This is a genomic window from Bacillus canaveralius, assembly GCF_002860125.1.
GTDB lineage: Bacteria > Bacillota > Bacilli > Bacillales > Cytobacillaceae > Bacillus_BJ > Bacillus_BJ canaveralius.
Window position 1 is genome coordinate 1 of sequence record NZ_PGVA01000035.1, and the last position, 25,661, is coordinate 25,661.

The 25,661-nt window shown below is 41.3% G+C and carries 24 protein-coding genes; 8 read left to right on the forward strand and 16 right to left on the reverse strand.

Annotation, left to right across the window (positions count from 1 at the left end):
* Nucleotides 1-91 precede the first annotated feature (91 nt).
* The 3 genes from CU635_RS15020 to CU635_RS15030 form a co-directional block, all read right to left on the reverse strand.
* Entirely contained in the window at nucleotides 92-1,615 is a 1,524-nt protein-coding gene (locus CU635_RS15020) for an MDR family MFS transporter (protein WP_101578201.1), read from the reverse strand.
* A 68-nt stretch (nucleotides 1,616-1,683) separates the two neighbouring features.
* Nucleotides 1,684-2,130 (reverse strand): cyclic-di-AMP-binding protein CbpB, encoded by a 447-nt coding sequence (gene cbpB / locus CU635_RS15025; protein ID WP_101578202.1) that lies wholly within the window; start codon nucleotides 2,128-2,130, stop codon nucleotides 1,684-1,686.
* Nucleotides 2,131-2,318: 188 nt separating this feature from the next.
* The gene (locus CU635_RS15030) at nucleotides 2,319-2,555 is read right to left on the reverse strand and encodes a YkuJ family protein (protein WP_101578203.1); all 237 of its coding nucleotides are present in this window, start codon (nucleotides 2,553-2,555) and stop codon (nucleotides 2,319-2,321) included.
* A gap of 178 nt (nucleotides 2,556-2,733) precedes the next feature.
* Here CU635_RS15030 and CU635_RS15035 point away from each other — a divergent pair, with 178 nt between their 5' ends.
* Both CU635_RS15035 and CU635_RS15040 read left to right on the forward strand, forming a co-directional pair.
* On the forward strand, nucleotides 2,734-3,708 hold the full coding sequence (locus tag CU635_RS15035; RefSeq protein WP_101578204.1) for an MBL fold metallo-hydrolase: 975 nt from the start codon (nucleotides 2,734-2,736) through the stop codon (nucleotides 3,706-3,708).
* The gene (locus CU635_RS15040; RefSeq protein ID WP_101578205.1) at nucleotides 3,705-3,953 is read left to right on the forward strand and encodes a glutaredoxin domain-containing protein; all 249 of its coding nucleotides are present in this window, start codon (nucleotides 3,705-3,707) and stop codon (nucleotides 3,951-3,953) included. Before CU635_RS15035 ends, CU635_RS15040 begins: the two co-directional genes overlap by 4 nt.
* 63 nt (nucleotides 3,954-4,016) lie before the next feature.
* On the opposite strand, the gene CU635_RS15045 is transcribed toward CU635_RS15040, so the two are convergent.
* From CU635_RS15045 to CU635_RS15055, 3 genes are all read right to left on the reverse strand, one after another.
* The gene (locus tag CU635_RS15045) at nucleotides 4,017-4,721 is read right to left on the reverse strand and encodes a DUF3993 domain-containing protein (protein WP_101578206.1); all 705 of its coding nucleotides are present in this window, start codon (nucleotides 4,719-4,721) and stop codon (nucleotides 4,017-4,019) included.
* Nucleotides 4,722-4,936: 215 nt separating this feature from the next.
* Nucleotides 4,937-5,176: a hypothetical protein gene (locus tag CU635_RS15050; protein ID WP_101578207.1), complete on the reverse strand. Its 240-nt coding sequence runs from the start codon at nucleotides 5,174-5,176 to the stop codon at nucleotides 4,937-4,939.
* A gap of 135 nt (nucleotides 5,177-5,311) precedes the next feature.
* Nucleotides 5,312-6,526 (reverse strand): EAL domain-containing protein, encoded by a 1,215-nt coding sequence (locus CU635_RS15055; protein ID WP_101578249.1) that lies wholly within the window; start codon nucleotides 6,524-6,526, stop codon nucleotides 5,312-5,314.
* A 235-nt stretch (nucleotides 6,527-6,761) separates the two neighbouring features.
* Between CU635_RS15055 and CU635_RS15060 the strand changes: the two genes are divergently transcribed.
* Both CU635_RS15060 and CU635_RS15065 read left to right on the forward strand, forming a co-directional pair.
* Nucleotides 6,762-7,544, forward strand: coding sequence for a C39 family peptidase (locus tag CU635_RS15060; protein WP_101578208.1), 783 nt, complete (start codon nucleotides 6,762-6,764; stop codon nucleotides 7,542-7,544).
* Nucleotides 7,545-7,816: 272 nt separating this feature from the next.
* Nucleotides 7,817-8,698, forward strand: a complete 882-nt coding sequence (locus CU635_RS15065) for a metallophosphoesterase (protein WP_101578209.1) — start codon at nucleotides 7,817-7,819, stop codon at nucleotides 8,696-8,698.
* A gap of 31 nt (nucleotides 8,699-8,729) precedes the next feature.
* Here CU635_RS15065 and CU635_RS15070 read toward each other — a convergent pair whose 3' ends face one another.
* The 3 genes from CU635_RS15070 to CU635_RS15080 form a co-directional block, all read right to left on the reverse strand.
* The gene (locus CU635_RS15070; RefSeq protein WP_180956621.1) at nucleotides 8,730-10,829 is read right to left on the reverse strand and encodes an EAL domain-containing protein; all 2,100 of its coding nucleotides are present in this window, start codon (nucleotides 10,827-10,829) and stop codon (nucleotides 8,730-8,732) included.
* A gap of 227 nt (nucleotides 10,830-11,056) precedes the next feature.
* Nucleotides 11,057-14,182 carry an MMPL family transporter gene (locus tag CU635_RS15075; protein ID WP_101578210.1) on the reverse strand — a complete coding sequence of 1,042 codons (3,126 nt, stop codon included), beginning with the start codon at nucleotides 14,180-14,182 and terminating at the stop codon, nucleotides 11,057-11,059.
* Nucleotides 14,183-14,638, reverse strand: a complete 456-nt coding sequence (locus tag CU635_RS15080) for a MarR family winged helix-turn-helix transcriptional regulator (RefSeq protein ID WP_101578211.1) — start codon at nucleotides 14,636-14,638, stop codon at nucleotides 14,183-14,185.
* A 447-nt stretch (nucleotides 14,639-15,085) separates the two neighbouring features.
* Here CU635_RS15080 and CU635_RS15085 point away from each other — a divergent pair, with 447 nt between their 5' ends.
* Nucleotides 15,086-15,592: a L,D-transpeptidase family protein gene (locus CU635_RS15085; RefSeq protein WP_180956622.1), complete on the forward strand. Its 507-nt coding sequence runs from the start codon at nucleotides 15,086-15,088 to the stop codon at nucleotides 15,590-15,592.
* A gap of 214 nt (nucleotides 15,593-15,806) precedes the next feature.
* The gene (locus tag CU635_RS15090) at nucleotides 15,807-16,271 is read left to right on the forward strand and encodes a YkyB family protein (RefSeq protein ID WP_101578212.1); all 465 of its coding nucleotides are present in this window, start codon (nucleotides 15,807-15,809) and stop codon (nucleotides 16,269-16,271) included.
* Nucleotides 16,272-16,706: 435 nt separating this feature from the next.
* Here the strand turns inward: CU635_RS15090 and CU635_RS15095 are convergent, their stop codons facing one another.
* The 3 genes from CU635_RS15095 to CU635_RS15105 form a co-directional block, all read right to left on the reverse strand.
* Nucleotides 16,707-17,612, reverse strand: a complete 906-nt coding sequence (locus CU635_RS15095; protein WP_101578213.1) for a chemotaxis protein — start codon at nucleotides 17,610-17,612, stop codon at nucleotides 16,707-16,709.
* Nucleotides 17,613-17,774: 162 nt separating this feature from the next.
* On the reverse strand, nucleotides 17,775-19,088 hold the full coding sequence (locus tag CU635_RS15100) for an MFS transporter (protein ID WP_101578214.1): 1,314 nt from the start codon (nucleotides 19,086-19,088) through the stop codon (nucleotides 17,775-17,777).
* A 299-nt stretch (nucleotides 19,089-19,387) separates the two neighbouring features.
* On the reverse strand, nucleotides 19,388-19,906 hold the full coding sequence (locus tag CU635_RS15105) for an RDD family protein (protein WP_101578215.1): 519 nt from the start codon (nucleotides 19,904-19,906) through the stop codon (nucleotides 19,388-19,390).
* Between the two features lie 233 nt (nucleotides 19,907-20,139).
* Between CU635_RS15105 and CU635_RS15110 the strand changes: the two genes are divergently transcribed.
* Entirely contained in the window at nucleotides 20,140-20,355 is a 216-nt protein-coding gene (locus CU635_RS15110) for a hypothetical protein (RefSeq protein WP_245917489.1), read from the forward strand.
* A 262-nt stretch (nucleotides 20,356-20,617) separates the two neighbouring features.
* Nucleotides 20,618-21,772, forward strand: coding sequence for an aminotransferase A (locus CU635_RS15115; RefSeq protein ID WP_101578217.1), 1,155 nt, complete (start codon nucleotides 20,618-20,620; stop codon nucleotides 21,770-21,772).
* Nucleotides 21,773-21,833: 61 nt separating this feature from the next.
* Here the strand turns inward: CU635_RS15115 and CU635_RS15120 are convergent, their stop codons facing one another.
* The 4 genes from CU635_RS15120 to CU635_RS15135 form a co-directional block, all read right to left on the reverse strand.
* On the reverse strand, nucleotides 21,834-22,709 hold the full coding sequence (locus CU635_RS15120) for an NAD(P)-dependent oxidoreductase (RefSeq protein ID WP_101578218.1): 876 nt from the start codon (nucleotides 22,707-22,709) through the stop codon (nucleotides 21,834-21,836).
* 201 nt (nucleotides 22,710-22,910) lie between these two features.
* Nucleotides 22,911-24,626 carry a phosphoenolpyruvate--protein phosphotransferase gene (ptsP, locus tag CU635_RS15125; protein WP_101578219.1) on the reverse strand — a complete coding sequence of 572 codons (1,716 nt, stop codon included), beginning with the start codon at nucleotides 24,624-24,626 and terminating at the stop codon, nucleotides 22,911-22,913.
* Entirely contained in the window at nucleotides 24,626-24,892 is a 267-nt protein-coding gene (locus CU635_RS15130; protein WP_101578220.1) for a phosphocarrier protein HPr, read from the reverse strand. Before CU635_RS15130 ends, ptsP begins: the two co-directional genes overlap by 1 nt.
* Nucleotides 24,893-25,206: 314 nt before the next feature.
* The gene (locus tag CU635_RS15135; protein WP_101578222.1) at nucleotides 25,207-25,497 is read right to left on the reverse strand and encodes a hypothetical protein; all 291 of its coding nucleotides are present in this window, start codon (nucleotides 25,495-25,497) and stop codon (nucleotides 25,207-25,209) included.
* Nucleotides 25,498-25,661: the final 164 nt, after the last annotated feature.

Below are 25,661 nucleotides of genomic sequence, written 5' to 3' on the forward strand. Positions count from 1 at the left end.
TTGATTTTTATTCCATTTTTTCATCCTTGACTTTTTCATAGATTTTTTGTGCAACGCTAGTGTAATTTCCTAAACAATAAAAAAACTCCACTTAAGAAGCGGAGTTTTTCTCTCTTTTTGGAAGAAACAAGAGTAATAGAAAGCTGATAATCGCAAAAAGTAACACAACGTAATATACGTAATGGAGCGAGTAAGTCAATCCTTCCTGGAGAAGGTCTTTTAAGCTCTCGGAAAGCTGGCCCCGTTCCGCTTCGTTTAAAAGAATATTTGTAGAATCGACGGATAGCTCGTCTGGCTGGCCACTGCCATGCGTTTGGAAGTAATTCTTTATCCGGCTGTTTAAAATGCCTCCGAGCAGTGCGGCTCCGATTGTATTCCCCAAATTTCTCATAAACATATTTGACGCAGTGGCAATTCCCCGTTGCTGCCAATTTACCGTGCTCTGAATTGAGACGATAAACGTTGTTGTAGTTAGCCCCATACCGATTCCCAACAGAAAAGAGCCAGCTGCGGCCCACAGAGGTCCCGCTTCAGGAGACAGAGTAGCAAACATAATGCTACCAACAATTAACGAAATGCCACCAATCAGTGATGTGCTCCGAAAACCGATTGTCAACATGAGTCGTCCTGCTGCCATCGAAGCGATTGGCCAGCCGATTGACATCGATGTCAATGTGAAGCCGGCCACGATTGGCGATCGTTCCATAACTCCCTGGACAAATGCCGGCAGGAAGCTGGAAATTCCAATCAGCATAACTCCCGTTGTCAAAGACGTTATATTGGCGATCAAGATTGAGCGCTCCCGCCAAATGTTAAAAGGCATCATTGGTTCCGCGGCTTTTCTTTCCTGGAAGATGAACAAAATAAATGCGATCACAGTTACTGCAAGGAGGCCGACTACCTGAGCTGAAAACCATGGCCAGTTTACTCCTCCCTCAACAAGGATAATCATCAAGGCAGAAATAGCTGTTGTCAGCAGCAGCGCTCCGCTATAATCAATTTGATGTTTTTTCTTCTCAACATTTTCATGCAAAAACAGCCACAAGCCGGCAATCGCCAAAATTCCGAGCGGGATATTGATCCAGAATACAGACCGCCAGCTAACAAACTCTACGAGCAATCCGCCAATTGCCGGACCCATCACGGCAGATATCCCCCATACACTCGATAAATAGCCTTGGATTTTCGCCCGTTCTTCGGTTGTGTATATATCGCCAACGATCGTTGTCGCGATCGGCAGTACGGCTCCGGCGCCAAATCCCTGTACAAATCTGAACAGGATTAGCATTTCCATAGATTGGGCAACCCCACAAAGTATCGATCCGATTAAAAAAACGATGATTCCGAAAGTCATAATTGGTTTACGGCCAAATAAATCGGAAAGCTTTCCGTAAATCAGGACCGTAACTGCATTCATTAATAAATAAGCGGAAAAGACCCAGCTGTATAAAGAAAATCCGCCCAAATCACCGACAATCGCCGGCATGGCGGTTGAAACGATTGTCGCTTCTATCGCACCCATGAACATCGCCAGCATGACAGCAGCAAGCACAAACGGCCGATTCGTCCGGCGGGCGATCAGCTTCTTTACCTGATTATTTGCAGCTTGTCCCATTATACCACCTCGAAAGCTTCTATAAAGTTACTTAAAAAAAGTGAGCCCCCGTATAGGGAGCCTGAAAGCTATTCCTTATTCCGCTTACGGACATTTTGGTTCAATAAATGAAGGACTGTCCTTCTTGTCAAGATACCTTCAAAAATTCCGTCCTTATCTTCCACACATAGAAAAGGATGGTCAACAAGCAGTTCCAAAGAGGCTTTTACATCAGCGTCAATTTTTAAGCGCGGAATCTTTTTATTCATAATTTCCTCGACCCGTTTTTGCTCGAGCTGTTCGAATTCAATCCGTTCCAGACCGAGAATTGCATCCATTATAACCGGGGTACTGATTAGCCCATGCAGTTTATAGTGGGGGTCCAAAACGGGTATGGCTGTATAGCCGCTCTTTGTTAAAACGAGTAAAGCGTGTTCTAAATTATTCCCTACCTGCACGTGAGCAACCCGCTCGGAGGGAATCATCAATTGTTTAATGCTCATTTCTAAAAATTCCCCATTTTGAAGACTTATCATCGCCGAAAACTCCTCAATAATTGTTTTCACCATTTTTATTTTATCATAGTTTACAGTCAGGTGCCTTTACATACTACGATGCTGGCTGTTTATTATATTTCTGATTTCATCAAAAAAACAGCCATTCTGTCAAAACAACGGGGCTTCCGACAAGAATATCATTCTCATCTAAAGCCCCTCCTTAAATGTTATTGAATTAAGTCGAAAATCTCAATCGCAATCATATCGATGTTATCAAATTGATATCGCTTCGGCTTTTCCTTGTCATTGTATACTTCCAATTCAAATGTTTCAGTCTTTGCGTGATACGTAACCTGGCATTTTCTTTCTCCGTTCACCTCAAAAAACCTTTGAGCCGGCTCTCCTGCAGGCGATTGTTCCTGAAGGGTTTTCAATCTGGAAATAATTCCTTGAAGCTGTGACATGCTCCCTCTCCTTTCAAACAAAACAAACCTTTAACAGTAGGTTTCTCTTTTGGCATGTTTCTATCCAACTAGAATAAATTCAGAATTTTTTAACTCAACTCATTTACATGCCAATATTTACAGAATAAAATAATGACAAGCATTTGTACAAGTAAAAGCATAAAAAGGGTGTGATTTTTTGAGTAGACCGGTCCAGCTTGCAGAGAAGATTTTTTTGATTGACGGACATGATTTGGGTTGGGAACAAAGAACAGGCTCATACTTATTAGCTGAAGAAAAATTAACATTGATTGAAACTTCTGCGAGCCCATCAGTTCCCCATATTCTTGTCGGCTTAAAAGCACTCGGAATTTCTCCAGAAGAAATCCGCTATATTATCGTTACCCATATTCACCTTGACCATGCCGGCGGTGCTGGCCTGCTGCTGGAGCACTGCCCGCATGCCGAAGTGGTCGTTCACCCTAAAGGTGCCAGGCATCTGATCAACCCGGAACGGCTGATTGCCGGGGCAAGGGCAGTTTACGGTGAAAAATTTGACGAACTTTTCAACCCGATCATTCCAGTACCTGAAAACCGCCATATTGGGAAAGCTGATCAAGAAACGCTCATGATCGGAAGAAATTGCACACTTACGTTTTATGATACTCCCGGTCACGCCAACCATCATTTCAGCATTCACCATTCAACTGTGAACGGGATATTTACCGGAGATACGGCTGGGGTTTCCTACCCGCAGCTTAAGAACAACGGCCTTGAGCTCTATTTGCCATCTACATCTCCCAATCAATTCGATCCGGATAAAATGAGACAGTCGATCGACTTATACGAACAGTTAAATGTTGATTATATCTTTTTTGGACATTACGGAATGTCTGACTGTCCCGGGGAAGTGTATAGCCAGGTTAGAAACTGGTTAAATATCTTTGTGGATGAAGCTTCAATGGCTTACAAGCAGGGTTCAAGCTTTCAGGAGCAGGTAGCATATACGAAAGAGAGGCTGGCTGCCCGGGTTTCATCCATTCTGCATGAAAAAGGCATCACACAAGGCCATGCTGCCGAAACAATCCTTTCACTTGACTTAAATGTATGTTCTATGGGATTAATTGATTATCTTCAGAAACAAACTAGAATAACGGGAGAATCAGCACTTTGAAAAAGATCATCTTATACAGCCAGCCCGAATGTCCTCCATGCGATATTGTTAAGCTTTTTTTTAAAGAGCACGGTGTTTCTTATCAAGAAAAGAATATTAAAAGCGATCCGGTTGCTTATCAAGAACTCACCGGGAAATTCCAGTCATACTCAACCCCTACCGTCATCATAAATGATACAGTTATAGCCGGGTTTGATTTAGAGAAACTTAGTGAATTATTGGACATCCCTGCAGCGCGACAATAATTTTGAAATAAAAGAAGCCTTGTCCAGATGACAAAGCTTCTTTCCGCTTATTCAAGGGCGATTTCATTGTCTCTCCCCGCTCGTCAAAAACGTTTGTGACGGTTCTTCTTGATGGTGATTGCTCATTGCCGCTACGTTTTGAAGGAAAGCGGAAAACGAAGCGATGCTCAAATAAAAACTGTAGCTGGCTGGTTCCAAGTTGGCAAAGAACGGCTCTTTAAAAACGAAATTGTCGTGGGCTTCTGAATCAGTTTGGACTTTTTTCCTCGCGGCGCCGATCATTTCTGCGGGATCCACACTATATAAATATTCCGATACTTTCCAATTGTTATTTTCCTTTTCGAGTAACAAACCTTCATAATGGCTTTCATAGCCTACTGGCCCTTCATGTTTTTCAGGGAAATACTCATACACAAAAATTTCATCTTCAAAAAACTCTACTTCTGTTACTTCAGAGAAATCGAAAAAAGGGATATAGTAAGGGGCTGAATCTGACCCGTAAGTAACATATTTGCCGCCTTCCTTGACGATATTCTCTTTTAGAAACACACTTTTATATTCACTTGTAAAATACCGATCCAGAATTTCATCGATCTCTTCCATTGTCCTGGTCTTCTCAGTTAGTGATACTTGTGCCTGCAAAGACTCTTCCAAAAATCGAAACACATCTTCCCTGCTTGTTAGGTCATTGACGGCCTGGGCACTTAGCGGGGTGATCAACAACAAAATCATGATGGCTGGCAGGAACTTCAACAGGTGTCTGGACAATTTGTTCTCCCCCTCGTATTGTGGCTGAATTGATCAAATCCTGTAATGCTTATCACAGCTCGAAGCTTCATCATTTACCCGGCTAATTGGTCACTGGTTTAAAAACTGATTCATAGTATTCACCATACCCTATACAACCCAATGATATTGCAAAAATCACGAATGATCAAAAAACAGTCATAAATACCCAGGTTCACAAAAACAGACTTTTCGCCCTACCACTCTGTGGCAAAAGCCATATAAATAATCGTTAATATCAGCAATGCAAAAAATATCAGATAGCTAAGAAAAATCGGGTTGCGAATATAGACATGCTGCTGTACTTGGCGCGGCAATGGACTGTCATGGCCGTCTTTCGAATTTTTTTGTGCTTTTGCAAGAGAATAAGTGTAAGCGGCAGCAAAAACGATCAATCCAGTTCCGATTGCCATTAATATCGTCATATATAAGCTCATCATGTCAGCTCCTTTTTTATCTCTGTCTGACTTTATTTTTCCGCTTGCCAGCTTGTTCTATTCTGTTTGGACTCGCTTGGGGAATCGTGCAAAAAACCGCTTTCGCAGGCGAAAGCGGGCTGGAGTTCGAGGTCATTAAAGCAGGTCATCCTGTTCATATAGATACTCATATGACAAATCAATAAACAGGAATTCTTTTGTATTGAGCGGGTAGGAAAAGGTACGGATCGTGTCGCCCGTTTCAATATCACTGTACAAATCGGAAAGGATACCTTTTTTCTCGTTTCTCATCCTCATGATATTCTCTAAGAAATACGGTCTCCAGCTCCAATTTTTTTGCAAATATTCTTTCTGGATGATCCACTGATTGTTTATTTTCAGGATATTTGCCGATTGTTGAAAACCGTCTTCATCGCACACATACATGCGAAACGCTATTTGATCCAGATGATTGGCGAGCGTGAAAAGCAACTCATCATTGACATCGTATTTGCGACGTTTAGCGAGAATCTCTTGTACCATTGACTGTAGCTTTTCCGATGCAAAGAAAAGTCGTTCCAATTTCTTTTTTTCAGAGACAATGAACTCGTGGAATTCCTTTTTCAATCTTTCCTTTAGAAAATCGCGGTTAACAAAGTCTTCATGTGGGTTATGTAAATAGAAGCCCTGATAATAGCGCCCCCCGTTTCGCCAGGCGAATTGAAGCTGATAAACCATCTCAATATTTTCAAATAACAGCGTGGCACCAATTTTACGGGCGAGCATTGACAACGAATACAAAATATCTTGATAGGACGGGCCGATTGCAGTTGATCGCAGAGCTTGAAGGTCCACCTTTAAAATATCTGGTGACAATTGGCCAATCCGATCCAGATGGCTGCTGTCATTTCCCATCTTGTCTATAGCAATTTTCATTCCGTACGTCCTGTAGTAGTTTAACAAATGGTCTAAGTGTTCAGGATTTCCCTCGTAGTTTCTTTCAGAAATTTCAAGAACGATTCTGTTTACGGCGATTCCTTTTTCTTGAAACCGAAGAAGGAGCTGAAGAAATTCCTCACCGCCATCAAGCATAAGCAATTCTGCATCCCGATTAACAAATAATAAGACATCACTGTCCAGACAAGCTGCTTTACGCAATGCTTTTTCCAAAACCGTGTTATCAACCTCAAGCCGGTATTCATCCGGTATTTGGCGGTCAAGAAAAAAAGGGCCGAGACTGGCAGCTCCGGAAGCTGTTCGGTATCTTCCCAATATTTCGTAACCGATGACCCGTTGCTCATCCGCACTGAATATTGGCTGAAAATAAGGTATGACATTTTCTAAATCCGTCAAAATATCCAATGCATCCATCTTCAACCCCCCAGCTGTTTTATAAATGATTTTACCATACTGTTGATTATATTTTCTCAAATAATGTTTGGAAGCATGATACATAGATAATACATCTTCATTTGTAAATCCTAAAAATACTGCCATTATCGCGGTAAAAAGATAATGTGCAGTTCGTTCGAGCGCCGGTATTACCGTCCGAATCGACGGTCCTGCCGCCCGTTTGAAGGAGATCCTGTATGAAGGCGGGATAGACATGCAGAAAGTATTGTTGATTGCTTCGCTGCTTCCATTGCTTGGATGCAGCCCTGATCAGGCAAATGATGATAACAATCATAAAGCACAGGCGCTAGTAACATCATCTGAATACAGTACGGTGGGTTATCCCGAATCACAGGTCCAACGCAAACCGATAAAAATGAGTCAAAAAAAACTGCTTGACGTCCCTTTAATCAAACAGAATCCTGAATTAAAATACGGATGCGAAGTGACAAGCCTGGCTATGATGCTTCAATATGCAGGCGTCGAAACGACAAAATGGCAGCTGTATGAAAAAATCGTAAAAGACAATGATCCGCTTATTAAATCCCGAGACGGGGATATTTTAAAATGGGGAAATCCTGCGCGGGGCTTTGTTGGTGATATGACAGGCACACAAGCTGGATATGCGGTTTTTGATGAACCAATGATTGACTTAATTAACCGCTATCTCCCCGGAAGTGGCGTTAACTTAACCGGGAAGGATTTTAACGAAGTATTAAGGCATGTGTCCGACGGATACCCTGTGGTTGTCTGGACAACTGGGGATTACCGCGTGCCAGACCGCTGGGAATCATGGCAGCATGGTAACGAACAGATTGAAACACCGCTTGATTTGCATGCAGTGGTGATAGTAGGCTATGATGAGCGCTCTGTTTATATAAATGACCCTTTATCGGGTAAAAAACAAGTTCAAGTCAATAAAGAACAGTTTATTTCATCATGGGAAGCGTTAGAAAAGCGAGCTGTGAGTTTTCGAATCCAAATTCCTAGCACTTAAAGTGTATACAAAAAAGCTGAAGGTAATGCGCAAAAAGTAAAGTCGCAATACAACTTTACCGAGCCTTCAGCTTTTTTTAAGTTTAGACCATTGTGAATACTTACCTTTAATAACAGCTGCCTTTACCCTTCAATTTCAATCAATAGTTTGTTAGTATTAAGAAGCGCCTTCATTGCCACAGAGCATGATCGTGAACATTCCAGAACGGTGTTTTATTGCTCTTTTTTAGATGGCATACTTGGTTGATTTTTTTAGATAGGTTGGTAGAAATGATGGCTAAAACGGTTACGCGAAGAAAATTTATAAAAAGAGCTTTTGTAGCGGTGTTTACCTGCATAGCAGCAAGTTTTGGAGCGATTTTTTATGCAAGAGAAATCGAACCCAAGCTCCTTGATATCACAACTTACCCAATTAAGAATCCAGTAATTCCGAAAGGTTTTGAGGGATTTAAAATCGTTCAGTTTAGCGATACGCACCTTGGCTTTCAATATGACCTGAAGCAGTTAAAACGGCTCATTGATAAGATCAATAAACTTGAGCCCGATTTAATTCTATTTACCGGCGACTTAATGGATGCGCCCAATAAATACGAAGATACGGATAAAATCGTCTTGATTCTCAGCCAGCTTAACGCCCCTTTCGGAAAATTTGCAGTATATGGAAACCACGACCACGGCGGTTACGGATCAGATATCTATAAAGATATTATGAGCAATTCAGGTTTTTCAGTTTTATTAAATGAATCCCGTCGTATTGAACTTCTCGACCATTCAAGTATTTATGTTATCGGGGTCGATGATGCCATGCTGGGTAAGCCCAATTTAAGTGCTTCCGTACAAAATGTTCCTGACGATGCTTATCAAATCCTGCTGTCGCACGCACCTGATCTTGCAGATGAGGCAGCTACTTTTGGCATCGGGTTGCAGCTTAGCGGCCACAGCCATGGCGGACAAGTACAAATACCGTTTGTTGGTGCCCTGATTACCCCCCCATTTGCTGAAAGATACCACGAGGGTTTTTATGAAGTCGGCGGGGCTGCCCCTTTGACCCTTTATGTTAACAGGGGGCTTGGCACGACAAGATTGCCGTTTCGATTTTTATCCAAACCCGAACTGACGATATTCACGTTATCTTCAGGAGATTTAAACGAATGAAAACAGTTAATATCCAGCTGCTTTTTCGTTTTTAAATAAACTGCTCCTCCACAGTGAGATAAAATAATGGTTTAGAGAACAGATAGCCCTGTGCCTTATGACAGTTTGCCTTTGCCAAAAAGTCTGCTTGCTCTTTATTCTCAACACCTTCAGCGATGACTTCCATTCCCAGGCTTCTGCCTAAATGGATAATTGTCGTTGTAATCGCGGCATTTTTTTCATTAACCAGAATATCTCTAACAAACGACTGATCAATTTTAAGGACGTCAATCGGAAATTGTTTTAAGTAATTTAATGAAGAATACCCGGTGCCAAAGTCGTCCACTGAAATCTTAATTCCAAGCTCTTTAAGGCGATTTAGTATCGGAATCGTTTCTTCTGTATCCTCCATCGCCCCTTCCGTAATTTCTATTTCTAAACTGGAAGGCAAAATACCCGCTTCATCGATCGCAGTTTGAATCACATTTACAAGGCTCGGCTGCAGGAACTGCTTAGGAGAAATATTGACGGCAATGCGGATTTGTTGATTCCGTTTATCAGTCCACGCTTTTATTTGCTTGCATGCAGTTGAAATCACCCAATTCCCAATCGGTACGATTAAACCTGTATCCTCTGCAAGCGGAATAAATTCATCAGGTGTAATAAAACCGAGCTCAGGGCTGTTCCAGCGAATCAGTGCTTCAAAACTGTTAATCTCACCGCTCGCGAGGTTCACTTGCGGCTGATAATACAGCTCCAGCTCGTCCCGTTCAAGCGCTTTCCGCAAATGGGTTTCCAGAGTTAGGACATTTCCGAGCGAAGAATTCATATCGGACCGATAAAACTGGAAATGGGCTTTCCCCCTTTCCTTGACTCGGAACAATGCTTCATCCGCATTTTTAAGCAATGTCTCGGCATCTTTGCCATCATTCGGGTACATACTGATGCCAATGCTTGGCGTGATGTAATATTCTCCTGACTGCAAATAAAACGATTCCGTAAACATTGTCAGGATTTTCTGAGCAAAACGGGCCGTTTTTTTCCGGTCTGCATGATGAAGCAAAATAACGAATTCGTCCCCGCCCGGACGGTATACGCGACAGCCTTTTTTCTCCAGTTCTGCTAAACGGTCGGCAACCTTTTTCAATATTTCATCGCCAAAAAGGTGTCCGAGTGTGTCATTCAAATATTTAAAGCGGTCCAGATCAATGGAAATCAGCGCAAAAGCTTGTTTTTTGCGCTTCGTAGTTGCGATCGATTCATCGAGATCATCAAGCAGCGCCCTTCTGTTCAGGACACCCGTAAGCTGATCATGAAAAGCCATAAATTTAATGGTTTCCGCGTTTTTCGCTTGTTCTGAAACATCCCTTGTAATGACATAGATCCCTTTTATTTCAGCATCAATAATGATTGGAACAGTTTTAATATGTACAGTTAAATGGGAGTTATTTTTATGTAAAAAACGGCAGTCCAGCGATTCGAGGGCATAACCATCCTCCGAGTTATCAAGCAATGATTTAAAAACAGGCAAATCACTGTCGGAAACGAGTTCAAAGATCGAACACTTTTTCAATTGTTTTTCCGTATAGCCTGTAAGCCTGCGGGCAGCCGGATTAACCTCCAAAATATGTCCCATCAAGTCAATCGAAAAAATCGCATCCAAATTATGGTCAACAATCGAACGGTAACGCTGTTCACTTATAATCAATCTATTTTTCTCAACTAATGTATCAGTGATATCTCTTGTGACGGACACGACATAGCGGGTCAAGCCAGTTTCGTCCTTTACCGGGGATAACACCGATTCACCAAAAATACTGGTTCCATCATCGAGAAAAATTTCGTCAGAAAAAATTGACAGTTTATTATTGTGTAAAATCCGTTCATACTCTTTTTGTAAAGACACTGCGCGCTCATGCGTGAGGACTTCCTGCAAAGATTTCCCGATGCACTGCTTATTAAGCCCGGCGCGCAGCAATCCCATTTCGTTCACAAAGATATACTTAAAGCGCGGCCCTTTTTCGACCTTCATAATAAAAACCAAATCTTTGACATGCCGAAAAACGATATCAAAAATCATTTTTTCTATCTTCTTGTTTGTATCCTGATTGTCTATTTCTGCTGTTAAAATTCCTTTTAAATATTCTTCCATCCAATCATCCTCTTGGCCTGTACGATAATATGAACAAAACGGGTAAAATAGACTATATCTCTATATTACTATTAAAGAGTGTTTTAAATCGACAAAAATTGCTGATTAAACAATAATTTTTTTAAAATATACAGGGATCAATATTTTATGTGTTGATAAAAAAACTCACCGCAACTATACGGTGAGTCTGCAATTTGTATCATCAAAGTATGTTAAAATCTGTTTCATTATCTTTTTAGGTGAATAAAAGGCCACCAATTCGCTTTTCCAAACATCCTGACCATTACAGGCACGAACAGCGGCAGGATGATAAGTGCATACAGCAGCAATCCAGATAATACAAGTGTTGCTATTTGCAGCAGTGACAATACTCCGGACGGCAGCATTGCGGCAAACGTTCCTGCGAGAATAATCACCGCGGAGATGATGACAGTTCCCATATTTCGCATCGCCAGCATCATTGCTTTTTCGACACTCATATCGCGGTATTCATTAAAGCGGTCCATGAGAAAAATTGAATAATCCACTCCAAGTGCCATCAATATAACAAACCCAAAGAACGGTACAGCCCAGTTAATGCCTTGATAGCCAAGAATATTAACAAAAACTACTTCTGTAATCGCTAGTGAAGAAAAGTAAGTCAATATTAACGAACCGACTAAATAGATTGGCATAATTAAAGATTTTAACAACACAACCAATATTAAACCGATTCCAATCAGCATAAACCAAACTGTTCGGGAGTAATCTGAGTCCGAGATATTTTGCAAGTCGTTGTACACACTTGTTACCCCGGAAACGCCAACGTTTGCGTTTTCGAGCTTTGTCCCAGCAACCGCCTTGCTGACAGCTTCGTTAATTTCATCTACTTTTTTTAACGTGTCATTCGCGTAAGGATTATTTGCGAACACAACATCAATTGTCGTCATTTTCCCGTCTTCAGACATATAAGTATCGAACACCTGCTGAAATTCTTTACCCTTGATTACGTCTTCGGGAATATAAAATCCACTCATTTGTTCGTCTGTTGCGTTTGACAAATTTTCTAAATACGCAGAGGCATCTACCAGTCCACCGCTAATTTCACCGAGACCGTCTGCCCCTTCATTAAGTCCGCTGCCCAATTCGGTTAGCTGTGAAGCAAGCTCTCCAAAGCCCGTCTCAAGTTGCCCTTGTCCAGCGGCCAGCGTGCTTAAGCCCGCTGCCAATTGCGGAAGGCGGTCGACAATTTGGCCCTGCCCGTCGGCAGCAGTTTGAAAGCCTTGTTCCAGAGCGGAAGCTCCACTTATTAGTTCTTCAAGGCCTGAATTCAAGTTATCAAGACCTATGTGTAAATTTTCAAGTCCAGATTTGCTATTAGACAATCCAGTGTGCACCCCAGCAAGTCCATCGTTGGAGCCATTAAATAATGCTAAAACCCCTCCAAGTGACTCACTGCTTGCATGTACAGTGCTTTCTATCGTAAGAAAATCCTCGTCTGCCGCAATAACTGGATACTTTGACTTAACATTTGCAAATGGAGTCTCAAGGCTTGCTAATCGTTGTTGTAAAGAAACAAGGCCTTCTGTAGTACCACGGTAATTATCAAGGAGCCCCCCGGTATTGCTGTGCATTTGGTCGATACCTTGCAATAGTGCTGAACTCCCTTGCAGTAATTCTCCGGTTCCCGCTTTTGCCTTGATTAACCCAACTTTAATCTGGCCGATTCCTAACGTTCCATCTCTCATTCCGGCTTCGATCGTTTGTAACGCGGTTTTAACATCTCCTACCCCGGATTGCAGCTGGTTCGTTCCCGTGACAAGTTCTTCCACCCCGGTTACCGCTTCCGTCATTTCCGGAGCAGATGCGTCAATGGCGCTGGATGCGTCCTCCAAACCATCTTTAATTGTATTAATTCCTTCATTCCCTTCGGACAGCCCTTGATTCAACTGGCGCGCTTGTTCACTAACATACAGATCTTTGACAGGATCACCTGCAGGCCTTGTTGCACTGCGAACCTTTTCAACAGACTCAATTTTTGCAACGTCACTGCTTACCTGTTCAATCAGGGTCAAATATTCACTGCTCTTCATCGATTCATCATTTTCGATGACAATGGTTGACGGCAGTGATTCCCCAGGTCCGAAGCTGTCGGAAATAAGATTGAATGCTTTAACTGAGTGATAATCATCGCCGATTTCATCAAGCGAATTAAATGATAATGAACCATCATATTTGATTAATAACGGCACCGTAATCACCGCTACGATCAGTAAAGTTAAGATCGGCCGATATAATGACAGCTGCCCTGCCAGGCCCCACAATTTGCTCTGCTGATGGGACATATTTCCTTTGACCGGCCAGAACAACTTTCGTCCGAGGACCGCCATAAAAAACGGAACAATCGTCCCGAGCGCCAGCAGTAGAACGGCTACCCCAACAGCTACAGCAGCTGCTGATTGGTAGAGCTTAAAGTCAGCAAAGCCGATCGAGGCGAAACCGGTTAGAACGGCAACACCGCTAAACAAAACGGTCCTTCCGGCTGTTTTAAAGGTGTTAACAATTGCAGTCTCAGTCGACTCTTGCACAGACAGTTCCTCTTTAAATCGGCTCAGCAGTAAAATACAATAATCCGTCCCAATCCCAAACAGAATTGCTACCAGGAAGATTTGCGTGAAATTTGATAGCGGAAAGTCGGCACGATCCACTAAAAAAGCAACGATCGACTGGCTCGCTATATAAGTGATTCCCACCGTAACAAGCGGGATAATCGGTGCGACGACAGAACGAAACACGAGTACAAGAACAACCAATATAAAGATCAGCGTAATGATTTCCGTCTTCTTTAAACCATTTTGCGAACTGACTATCACATCTTCACTGATAAAAGCATTGCCTGTCATGTGGGTGTTAACGCCCTCTGTGTCGACAGCTTCCTTAAGTTGTTTTTGAACGGCAGAAATTTCTCTTTCGCCAAATCGTACATCAACAAGCGCCAAAATCGTTTTCCCATCTTCACTGACAAGTTGCTTCTCCAGGCCCGGTTCACTAAAATGGCTAATAATATTGGCAGTTCCCAGTTGAGGGGCTTTTTTCTCAAGCCGCTTAAGCGTACCTTCGATATTGTCCAACTGCTCTTTTGTTAACGGTTTCGTGTCGGAAAAGACGATTACAATGCTCTCACTGCTGTCGTCCGCACCCTGATGGTCAGCAATAATTTGGCTTGCCACACTTGATGGATAGTCGTCAGGAACTGTAATCTGTCCTTTTTCCCTGACAAGCCCTTCCATGTTAGGCGCATAGAAAGCCAGCACAGCTGCAAAAATGATCCAGGCTGAGAATATCAGCCAACGAAACCGAATAATCTTTTTCATTTATGTTAATCCTCCCCGACGCTTTTCGATAATCGTGTTTATCTTTTCGTAAATTGTGATAAAACTGTCCAATTCTTCATGGGTGAGTTCTTGCAAATAAGATGCCACAAAATTTTCGATTTTTTCCTCGCCCTTTAAATAAATCTTCCGTCCTTCGTCGGTAATATTTATGTAAACATTACGGCGATCCTCTTCATCCCTGATTCTTTCAACTAGCTGCCTTGCTTCAAGCCGGTCTATTTTTGCCGTCATTGCACTTTTATTGACACCGCAATACTCTGCGAGCTCTGAAGATTTTAAAGTTCCTTTTAGATGGAGATTTCTTAATACAGCAAATTGCTCAAGAGACAGTTCCTCGAGAACCTGCTCGGAAATCAGTGCGGAAATACTTTTAGTAGCAAACAAATACACATCCTCATACCGCTTGATTAATATTTCGAGCGATTGCTTATCCAATTAGTTCACCCCCTAAACGATTCACGGTATAAACTATATAAAATTATTCTTGCCACGTCAATCAATATTCTTTTTTCATCTTTTCAATGGATCAGTAGTTTATGAATTCGTTTAGAAGGACATGCGCAAACTGCCTACTTTTAACATAAAATAATTGAGTTAATTTAACAAAGTAATAAGCTGAACTGAAAAACGAATGAAGTAGTCTAAATATATAGGAGCATGTTGTAGGAAACGAATCACACTATCTTAACTTTAAGTAACTGTTCGTTATTCACTTAAAGAATGGCTTTATGAAATTCATTCAATTAGAAAGAATCTTTATAGATAAACGGTCCGGCGTTTTAGGTGAAAGAAAGTTAAGCTGCTTCGTTGAATATGTCCGACGTTGATGATATATCTCGAAAGATGCCGATAACACACGCACGGATCTGATTATTGAAAGGAATGATTCACATTTATCATCAAGTTGCTCATGGAGAAACACTTTCTATCATTGCCAAAAATTATCGGAGGTCATTGTCCCAATTAGTGGCTGCCAATCCACAACTTATAGATCCTAATCTGCTTACAGCAGGACAGTTCATTTTAATACCTGGCCTTCCAGATCCTGATTCAATCCCCTACACCATTTCAGTCTCCCTGAACAGTCGACGGCTGACCTTATTAAAAAATGGCCAGCCTATAAAATCGTATCCAATTGCGGTTGGGAAAATGCTGACGATAACTCCCGTAGGCCAATATGTAATTGTCAATCGTGAACCAAATCCCGGCGGCCCATATGGTGCAATGTGGCTGTCATTATCAAAAGCAGGCTATGGCATCCATGGAACTAATAATCCTTCCTCAATTGGCAAAGCTGTCTCGAAAGGCTGTATACGGATGTTTAATCAAGATGTGCTGGAATTGTCACGGCTTGTCCCCAATGGGACGCGGGTATTAATCAGCCCGTGAATGAACTTAGTCCGAAACTTGCCGTTTGGCGAGTTTTTTTATATGATTTTGGATTATAACCATGGGACGGTGTAAGGGCTTAATGAAAACGTTTTGAGGGTATAAATAATAAGGATGTTAGAGAAAACAATTGTTGGCCGCCCTTTATTTCCCTCTTTTTTAAAAAAGAGGTATAATAAAGTGGATTAAACTATTTTGGAAAGGAGCGAAAACATTGAATCGGGACCTAAAACCATTTCCCCCATTAAAAGCAACGGCTGAAAACCTCTCGCAAGCCATCTTCACCGTAAATCGACATGCAAAGACAGCTCCAAATCCTAAATATTTATACAGGCTTAAAAAAGAAGCTATAAATAAAATGATTGGAGAAGGAAAGGCCAAAAAAGTTGGCTTGCATTTTTCCAGGAACCCAAGGAATAGCCAGCAACAGTCTGATGTGCTGGTCGTGTGCGGACACTATTCGTTTCACATACCTCCAACTAAAGACGATTTTAAGGAGTTGCCGCATCTTGGCAGTCTAAACGAAGCGATTCGGAATCCAAAGGCACAGATTCCACTCGGCCAGGCAAAAAAGCTGCTTCAATCATATACTGGAATAATCGAAGACAAGCGGGATCCGGACAATAAGCGGCAATACAAAAAACCGGTCTTTAAAAAGCTTGGTGAAAGCTATTTGTGAACGACCCTTCCTTATCGTCTGTTTTGGGACAAGCTGTCTATGTTGAAGGACGCACCTCCTCGTTTTCCATTTGCATTTGGAATGTAAGCAAAACAAAAAAGCCGGTTTTCCCGGCTTTTTTTGTTTATTGAGTCAATTTCACAATGTAATGAGCTAAACCGAAAAACGAAAGAATTTGTCTAGAGATACAGGAGAATACTGTAACAGACGAATAATACTATCTTCATTTTTGTTTTTCAATTAAAGGAGTAAATTTCACAATGTAACAAGCTATACCGAAAAACGAATGAAGGTGTCTAAATTAACAGGAGTATGCCGTAAGAAACGAATGATACTGTCTTAATTATAAATAACCGTTCGTTTTTCAGTTAAAGAATGCTTTTTATGAAATTCACTCAAAGAACTGCTTTATGAAATTCATTCGAATTCATTCTATTATAAAATATGTTTGTCAATTAAGTTGACAAGTTCTGCAATTTCCGGTTTGCTGACTTGAGCCTCGGCCCCGACCATTTCCCCTTTGTGGCGAAGGTCGTCGGTAATAAGCGATGAAAAAATGATCACTGGCAGCTTTTCAAAAGCGGAATCAGTTTTAATTCTTTTTGTTAAGTGATGTCCGTCCATTTGCGGCATTTCGATATCTGTAATGACAAGCTGAATTTCTTCCGCAATATCCTTGCCGTCTGCGGCAAGGTTTTCGAGATAAGTTAAAGCTTCACTGCCGTTTTCGCAAAATTCGATTGACTGAAATCCTGCCTCGGACAGCGTATCTTGTAAAAGCTTTCTTAGCAAGGGAGAATCTTCTGCCACCAGCAGCTTTTTATCTGAACGCGCCCTTGGTCCCAATTTTTTTACTTGCTCGACATTAATCCCTGACTCTGGATTAATATCAACGACAATTTTTTCAAAATCGAGCAGCAGTACCATTTCATCATGTAACTTGATCACACCGGTAATTTGGCTTTCGATTCCGTGGTACATGTCTGAAGGCTTTTCTATTTGGTTCCACGATATGCGGTGGATTTGCGTCACACTATGTACATGGAAAACAATCTTTTGTTTATTAAATTCCGCCACAATAAACTTATCTTGTTCAGGAGTTTCAGATGGTGGAAATCCCAGTGCATTTGCCATATTTATCACCGGCAAAACTTCTCCTCTTAATTCAATGATGCCTTCCACGTGAGGATGCGCATGAGGGATCTTGACCACTGTAGCAGGATTGATGATTTCCTTTACTTTAATAACGTTTATGCCAAATTTATTGATTCCAATTCCAAATTCGACAATTTCGAGCTCATTTGTACCGCTTTCCAGCAGGATTCCTTGTTTATTATCCAAATTTTGTTCGCCCTTCCTAAACATATTACAAAACTATATATCATAAATATCGGCATTTACTAATCATTGTTAAATGATTTATTAAAAAACAGCGCGACTCTTCTTGAAGTTTCGCGGCGAAATTGCAAAAAACCCGTTTTTCCAAACCGGTTTTCAAAGTAATTAATTGTTCTCTTCAGGAATCCTTGAATGAATGTACAGGCCGATTAAAGTTAAGATCATTAACGAACCAATCGCCATTCTGCTTGCGATATCCCCATGATCAGCAAAGACAAGGGTGATTGTCCCGTAGATTAACGGACCAACAATCGAAGACACTTTGCCTGAAAAGGCGAACAGGCCGAAAAATTGGCCCCGTTTGTCGTCTGGAGTCAAATCAACGATATAGGTCCTCGTCGTTACCCACATAGAACCTAAGGCAACACCAAACATGCTGCCTGCCAGCCAGAACATCCATTCATAGATCGCAAAGGTCGCGATCAACAGTGCAACAAGCAGCAGTACGCCCACGTATTTTACCGCTTTGTTTGCTCCTTTTGCCTTTGTCACGTAGCCGAAAATAAACGAACCGATAATACTCGATATAGTCGAAACGAGATAAAGCAAAATAAACTGGCCGGTTGAAAATCCAACAATCGTTTTGGCATAGATGGCCATCATCGCAATCGTTGTCGAAATGGCATCATTCAAAAAGAAATAGGCGATCATAAACAAAAATATCGGTTTATACAATGTCATCTCTTTAAAAGTTTTGATAATTTCTCTATAGCCGCCGAGAAACGATTCTTTCTGTATATTATCATGAGGTTTGTCTTTGACAAAAAAGAATAAGGGCAAAGAAAAAGCTAAAAACAAAAGCGCAGTTGGAATAAATGCTTCATGAAAACCATCATCACCGACAAATGGATAAACAGCGAGGCCAACTAAAGTTCCAATATATCCGACCGCGACGCCAAATCCAGAAATTAACGGGATTTCTTGCTTAGAGCCTAAATCGGAAATCATGGTATCATAGAATACAAGACTGGAATGGTAAAAGAATTTGGCGATAATAAAAAGGATGATAACAAGCGCGAACGATAACGGTACGCCAAAAAGCTCACCGGGAAGTTTCCATCCTCCAAATATCCCCATGAAAAAAGTGGCGATAATCGAAAGGAGCGAAAAAATAACAATATACTTCTTTTTTCGCCCCGTCCGGTCAATCAAAACCCCAAATAATGGAGAAAAAAGGACCAGAAAAAAGCTTGCCATCGCATTTGAATAGGAAACAAATGTGCTCGCAATTTGGTTTAAAACCTCATTTTCCCCGATAACCTCCTGCAAATAAAATGGGAAAAATATCGTATTGATGTTTGAAGAAAAAATCGTATTGGCAAAATCGTATAAAGCCCACGATAAAATAGGCAAAGTAAAATATAAACGCCACGGGCTGATTTTGCCAGCCTGGCCGACCGGCTTTTCAAGATGTCCCATTTGTTCATCCCCTTAAAAATCTTTTCTCTGATAGTAATACCATTATATGCTTTAAAAACCCTGTTAACTTTACAAAAATTTACACAACTTTTATGTTTAAAGTGACTTGTATTTTTCTGCTGCGCAGCCTTTCATACCCACTTGCCCACTTCGCCCTTGCTTTCCTTATAATTCTGCAAATCTTTTAGAAAACCTCTATCCAATTGGATATGATGAACAGGAGTGAATATAGAAAAAAACTGCACTCTTATTGTGAAGTGCAGTTTTTAAAATTTTATAAGTGGAATAAAAGGGCGTTGTTATTTTTTCAGAACAACCGTTCCTGCAATTAAATCGTGTAATGATTGTTTCTTCTCCGTAAACGCAGCAATAATATAGCCGATTAATAAGATTGAAGATAAAAACATCATCGCCAAATACCGGCCTAAAGATCTCCAAAAGGAGATACGATTTCCATTCAGGTCCGTTACCTTTAAACCAAGAAGCTTTTTGCCGACTGTTGCCTGCCACTTGGACGCATGCAATCCGGCGAAATAGAGGGTTGATACGATCAAGCTAACAACAACAGATACTAAATACGTGCCAAGAAGGGCAATAGCTTCTTCGTCTGTTAACTCCTGCTCCATATAAGCCGAGTCGGTCATCATCGCATCAATGGCACCTGTAGAATTAAAAAGCATAAAACCAATAATGATAATTAAAATTGCCATCGGGATTCCAACAACTATTGAATCAATCAAACTAGCCGCAAATCTGATCCAAAAGCCCCCGTATTGCTTCTTTTCCTGAAAAGTATTTGTTTCCAGGCTTGCTTCCATTCTCATTCCTCCAGAATTTTCATCTTAAGCGTTAATTTCTTTTTATCCTGTTCTGAAAATTAACACTATCATTATAGCATTATTACGTTTCGTTATCGCTACTTTATTTTGCAAAGAAAAATTGCATTAACATGACTATTTCGTGAACAAAATCACAACCTATAGACCTGTTTGCAAAAACGGAATACAATACAAACGTAAGGACAATAACATTTTATTAATGAGAAAAGAAGGTGCAATCAGAGATGAGAGGTACGGCCATTCTGTACAAGGAAGACAATACCGTAACATTCATTGAAGATGTTGAGTTATCTGTGTACAAGGAAATTAAAAGACAATGCGGCTGCGAACATTGCAATTGCAAACTTGAAAACAAAGTAATTGACTTTGGAACAGTAGCCCCGGCATTTTGGCACGAAGATGAAGTTGACTGGGATTACGGATATTAAAAACAAAGGTGTATCTTCATGAAATCAAAAATATAGCTTCCCCGGAAGTGTCTGAAAACAGTGACCCTCAAGTCTCAATGTTCGCTTATTAACTGAACGGTAAAACTCGTAGTGTACATGAGCAATGCCCGTTACACTTATTTTCAATATATCCTCGTTTACACCTTCAAATAGAAGGTGTTTATTTTTTCCGAGAAATTCAAATGAATATTCATAAGGAACATGTTAGAATAATGATAACTTCTTGGGAAGGATGAACATAGTGGAGCATTTAATTAATAACAGAGTCAAACAACTTGAAATATCGGGAATCAGGAAATTTTTCAATATGGTCGCAGGTACAGAGGACATGATCTCATTAACGATCGGCCAACCGGACTTTCCAACACCTGCTCATGTTAAGGAAGCCGGAAAAAAAGCGATTGATGATAATTTCACTTCCTATACCCATAACGCAGGACTGCTTGAATTAAGAGAGGCAGCTGCCGATTTTTATAAAAAAAAATACAGTGTTGATTACAATCCTTCGTCAGAGGTAATTGTTACAACCGGTGCCAGTGAAGCGATTGATATTGCTTTTCGCACAATTCTTGAGGAAGGGACAGAAGTCATTCTCCCGGGGCCAGTTTATCCGGGGTATGAACCAATCGTCCGTTTGTGTGACGCAAAGCCTGTTTATATTGATACGAGGGAACATCAGTTTAAGCTTACAGCAGAATTGATTGAACCATATATAAATGATAAGACCCGCTGCATCGTTCTACCCTATCCGTCAAATCCAACCGGCGTCAGCATGAATGAGCAGGAGCTTTATGATATTGCAGCCATGCTTGAGAAAAAAGAAATATTCGTCCTTGCCGATGAAATCTACAGTGAACTTGCGTTTGAGAGACCGCATGCTTCAATTGCGAAATTCTTAAGAGATAAAACAATTGTTATTAATGGTTTATCAAAATCACATGCGATGACCGGATGGCGAATTGGCCTGCTTTATGCCCCTGAGTATATAACGAAACATATTCTTAAAGTTCATCAATATAATGTTACTTGCGCCTCGTCCATTTCCCAGGCAGCCGCTTTGGCAGCCTTAACAAACGGGCTGGATGATTCTGTACCGATGAGAGAGGAATACCGAAAACGGCGCGATTATGTTTATAAAAGGCTGCTCGAAATGGGCTTAGAAACCGTCAAACCTGATGGCGCTTTTTACTTCTTCGTAAAAATACCCAATGTTAATACGAATTCATTTGAATTTGCATTGTCACTTGTCGAGGAAGCGAAGGTTGCCGTTGTTCCGGGCAGCGCTTTTTCGTCACTGGGCGAAGGCTATTTCCGCCTGTCATACGCTTATTCACTTGAAACACTTGAAGAAGGGCTGAACCGTCTTCAGGATTATTTAACAAAAAACAGAGGGTAACCCTTGATCGGGTCCCCTCTAAAAAATTTTGCTTAAACGGTTCCGGTGTCGGAGCCGTTTTTTATTTCCAATTTTTATAAAGAGCCTGGGTCCCGCTGTTTTCCTCACCCTGTTCAGCCAGTTTTACATAAAGGCTCCTCGCCAAAGCTAAACCAGGGGTGTCCATTCCCAGCGCCGCAGCTTCTTCTAACGCAATATTCATATCCTTGATAAAATGTTTAATATAGAAGCCCGGTTCAAAATCTCCGTTAATCATCCTAGGTGCCAGATTGGAAAGGGACCAGCTGCCCGCTGCTCCAGAAGAAATACTCTTCAGAACCGTTTCTGGATCAAGACCAGCTTTTTCCGCATAAACAATCGCCTCGCAAACCCCGATCATATTGGATGCGATCGCAATTTGGTTGCACATTTTCGTGTGTTGGCCTGCCCCGGGATCACCTTGATAAACGACATTAGGACCAAGAAGATTGAGAATCGGCTCAACGGCAAGGAAGGCTTCTCGATCGCCGCCTGCCATGATCGCAAGTCTTGCTTCACGTGCACCTATATCCCCACCGGAAACCGGTGCGTCAATCGCATGAATGCCCCGCTTTTTTGCTTCTTGATAAATCTTCACCGCCAAAGACGGCATGGAAGTAGTCATATCAATCACGTATGTACCTGCGTGGCTATTGGCGAGAATCCCTTCCTCACCAAGATAAACCTCCTCGACATCATGCGGATAGCCGACAATCGTGATGATCACATTGGCTTTTACGGCTACTCCCCGGGGGGAATTTGCCCATTCAGCTCCTTCATCAAGTAAAGATGTCGCCTTTTCCTTTGTTCTTGTATAAACGACAAGCGGATAGCCTGCCTTGGCCAGGTGGCCGGCCATGCTTTTTCCCATTACTCCGAGTCCGATAAAGCCAATTACAGTTTGGTCCGGTGACAACATCTGCAAAAACCCTCTCTCGACGATATTTGCTCTTATTCTAACACAACATTCTACAGTTGGAATAAAAAAAACCCGGCTGGAAACCAGCCGGCAATAAAGGGGGAAAATGAGAATGATTAGCGAACTTCAGTTTTACTAAAGTGCCAGTCTACCTTTACCCTTTTATATCAAGGTGAAACATTTTCCCATATTTCAAATTAATTACAAGTCGGTAACAGCCTTTACAGCCTCAACCACTTCTTCTGTTGTGCTCATTTGCAGAACCTTGCCTGCAAGCTCTTCCATCTCTTGTTTGTTTAAACGGCGCAACTGTGAACGCGCTTTAAGAATCGAGGTGGCACTCATCGAAAATTCGTCGAGTCCCAGACCGAGCAAAATTGGAATCGCCAGTTCATCGCCAGCCATCTCCCCGCACATTCCGGCCCATTTTCCTTCTTTATGGGCTGCATCAATCACCATTTTGATGAGGCGCAAGATTGCCGGGTTATACGGCTGGTATAGATAAGAAACACGCTCATTCATGCGGTCAGCGGCCATTGTATACTGGATTAAATCATTTGTGCCGATGCTGAAGAAGTCGACTTCCTTGGCGAATTGGTCAGCAAGCACAGCGGTTGATGGAATTTCAACCATGATTCCAAGTTCAATGTTCTCAGCGACCCGGGTTCCTTTCGAAAGAAGGGCTGCTCGTTCTTCTTCCAATACAGCTTTCGCGGATCTGAATTCCTGCAAAGTAGAGATCATCGGGAACATGATTTTCAGATTCCCATATACACTGGATCGGAGCAATGCACGCAGCTGAGTCCTGAACAAGTCCTGTTCTTCCAGACACAGCCGAATCGCCCGGAAACCAAGAAATGGGTTCATTTCCTTTGGAAGGTCTAAATAAGGAAGCTCTTTATCTCCGCCGATATCAAGCGTCCGCACAACTACGGGTTTTCCTTCCATGCCCTCCAGCACTGCTTTGTAGGACTCAAATTGTTCTTCTTCTGTTGGAAGCTGGTCTCGACCCATGTAAAGGAACTCGGTACGATACAAGCCGATTCCTTCACCGCCATTGGCTTTCACACCTTTAAGATCTTTAGGTGTGCCGATGTTAGCTGCAAGTTCAACATGGTGGCCGTCAGCAGAAAATGATTTTTCATTGACTAGTTTTGCCCATTCAGCTTTTTGATTTTCAAAGTCTTGCTGGACTCTTTTATAGTCTTCAATCAATTCCTGGGAAGGGTTAATATGTACTTCTCCCTTTAAACCATCCACAATCACTATATCGCTATTTTTAATAACGTCAGTTGCCTTTTTTGTACCTACTACTGCCGGTATTTCCATCGACCTTGCCATAATCGCTGAATGGGATGTTCTACCGCCAATGTCTGTTGTAAAGCCTTTTACGAATTGACGGTTTAATTGCGCAGTATCAGAAGGTGTTAAATCTTCAGCTACGACAATAACCTCTTCATTAATCATGCTCGGGCTCGCCATTTGAACTTGCAGCAAATGGGACAGCACCCGCTTTGTTACATCACGAATATCAGCAGCTCGTTCTTTCATATATTCATTGTCCATCGATTCAAACATGGAAATGAACATGTCGGCAGTTTCCTGCAGAGCAGGTTCCGCGTTCACTTTATCCGTTTTAATCTTATCTTCGATCGGTGAAATTAATTCAGGGTCACTTAAGACAAGCAAATGAGCGTCAAAAATAGCCGCTTTATCTGCTCCAAGCTCTATGTTGGCACGGTCACGAATTTGCTCAAGCTCATGTTTAGCTGTATTTAAAGCATTTTGGAAGCGTTCTATTTCAAGCCCGGTATCCTCGACCGTTTTTTTGGTAAAGGTTAAATCAGGCTCTACCAGCCGGTAAGCCTTTGCAATTGCAATGCCGCTTGATGCAGCAATACCATTTAAAAAGTTCATTATTCAGCAAGACCTTCTCTTTTCAATGTATCTTCAAGTGTTTTCAGTGCATCTGCTTCATCGCTTCCTTCAGCACTGATTTTAATATCCGCACCCTGGCCTACACCAAGAGACATAACACCCATAATTGACTTTAAGTTTACCTTTTTATCTTTGTATTCAAGATGAACCTCGGAATCAAACTTGCTTGCAGCTTGTACTAAAAGAGTTGCTGGACGAGCATGAATACCCGTTTCAGCTGTTACTTTAAATTGTTTTTCGACCATTAGAAATCAAACTCCTTTTTGATAAATAAAATAAACACCTGTATATAAAGATGGTTTGTCTCATTAACTTAAACAATTAAGCGTTTTTAGTCAACTAAACGCTTAATTGGCGGAAAATTAAAAAGATTTTTGCTTGCTTATTTAGAATATCCTGCCACACCGTTTTATTTTTACCATTACTTCTATGAACATGTATCTGTTCAAACAAACTTTATAAGTTGTAAATACTATTATTAGACAACTGCCATCTCATCAAAAGAATAGCATTTCCGCCCTTTCTCGACAATGGAAATGCGCGATAATTCAACAATTTTTCAAAACTTTTTTAGTGAAGCGTTTTCATTTTCCAAACTTTCTTTACTCTTTCCATAATAAAGGGTATTATGGCAAATTTTCATTTTCATAATTGTCGCCTTTAAGGTACTGACATGGTCTTCTTCCACACCAACGTAAAGATTGGTCAGATCCTGTACTGATCTCGCCAATAATTCAACTGCATTCCGCAAGTCTTTCTCTTTAAAGCTAATCCGATCCTCAAGAAGCTGTTCAAGAATATCGTTGGACAATGATTTAACCCTTAAAGCCCGCTCCACTTCTATTTTCACAGCGCTCCCCTTCTTTCATTAAATTGTTCCATGTATATGAAGAAAAGTGATATATATGCTTCTGCTGATTTCGCATTGTGAATTTTGCAATCTGTTTAACTTATATTTCTTTACTAAAGCGTTAAATCCCTTTTCGACCTGAAAACATTTGCTATTTTGGCATT

Excerpts from the sequence above, each read along its gene's own strand:
- CU635_RS15020 (WP_101578201.1), bottom strand. The coding sequence starts at position 1,615 with ATGGGACAAGCTGCAAATAATCAGGTAAAGAAGCTGATCGCCCGCCGG.
- cbpB (WP_101578202.1), bottom strand. The coding sequence starts at position 2,130 with ATGATAAGTCTTCAAAATGGGGAATTTTTAGAAATGAGCATTAAACAA.
- CU635_RS15030 (WP_101578203.1), bottom strand. The coding sequence starts at position 2,555 with ATGTCACAGCTTCAAGGAATTATTTCCAGATTGAAAACCCTTCAGGAA.
- CU635_RS15050 (WP_101578207.1), bottom strand. The coding sequence starts at position 5,176 with ATGAGCTTATATATGACGATATTAATGGCAATCGGAACTGGATTGATC.
- CU635_RS15055 (WP_101578249.1), bottom strand. The coding sequence starts at position 6,526 with ATGGATGCATTGGATATTTTGACGGATTTAGAAAATGTCATACCTTAT.
- CU635_RS15060 (WP_101578208.1), top strand. The coding sequence starts at position 6,762 with ATGCAGAAAGTATTGTTGATTGCTTCGCTGCTTCCATTGCTTGGATGC.
- CU635_RS15065 (WP_101578209.1), top strand. The coding sequence starts at position 7,817 with ATGGCTAAAACGGTTACGCGAAGAAAATTTATAAAAAGAGCTTTTGTA.
- CU635_RS15070 (WP_180956621.1), bottom strand. The coding sequence starts at position 10,829 with ATGGAAGAATATTTAAAAGGAATTTTAACAGCAGAAATAGACAATCAG.
- CU635_RS15075 (WP_101578210.1), bottom strand. The coding sequence starts at position 14,182 with ATGAAAAAGATTATTCGGTTTCGTTGGCTGATATTCTCAGCCTGGATC.
- CU635_RS15085 (WP_180956622.1), top strand. The coding sequence starts at position 15,086 with ATGATTCACATTTATCATCAAGTTGCTCATGGAGAAACACTTTCTATC.
- CU635_RS15100 (WP_101578214.1), bottom strand. The coding sequence starts at position 19,088 with ATGGGACATCTTGAAAAGCCGGTCGGCCAGGCTGGCAAAATCAGCCCG.
- CU635_RS15105 (WP_101578215.1), bottom strand. The coding sequence starts at position 19,906 with ATGGAAGCAAGCCTGGAAACAAATACTTTTCAGGAAAAGAAGCAATAC.
- CU635_RS15120 (WP_101578218.1), bottom strand. The coding sequence starts at position 22,709 with ATGTTGTCACCGGACCAAACTGTAATTGGCTTTATCGGACTCGGAGTA.
- ptsP (WP_101578219.1), bottom strand. The coding sequence starts at position 24,626 with ATGAACTTTTTAAATGGTATTGCTGCATCAAGCGGCATTGCAATTGCA.
- CU635_RS15130 (WP_101578220.1), bottom strand. The coding sequence starts at position 24,892 with ATGGTCGAAAAACAATTTAAAGTAACAGCTGAAACGGGTATTCATGCT.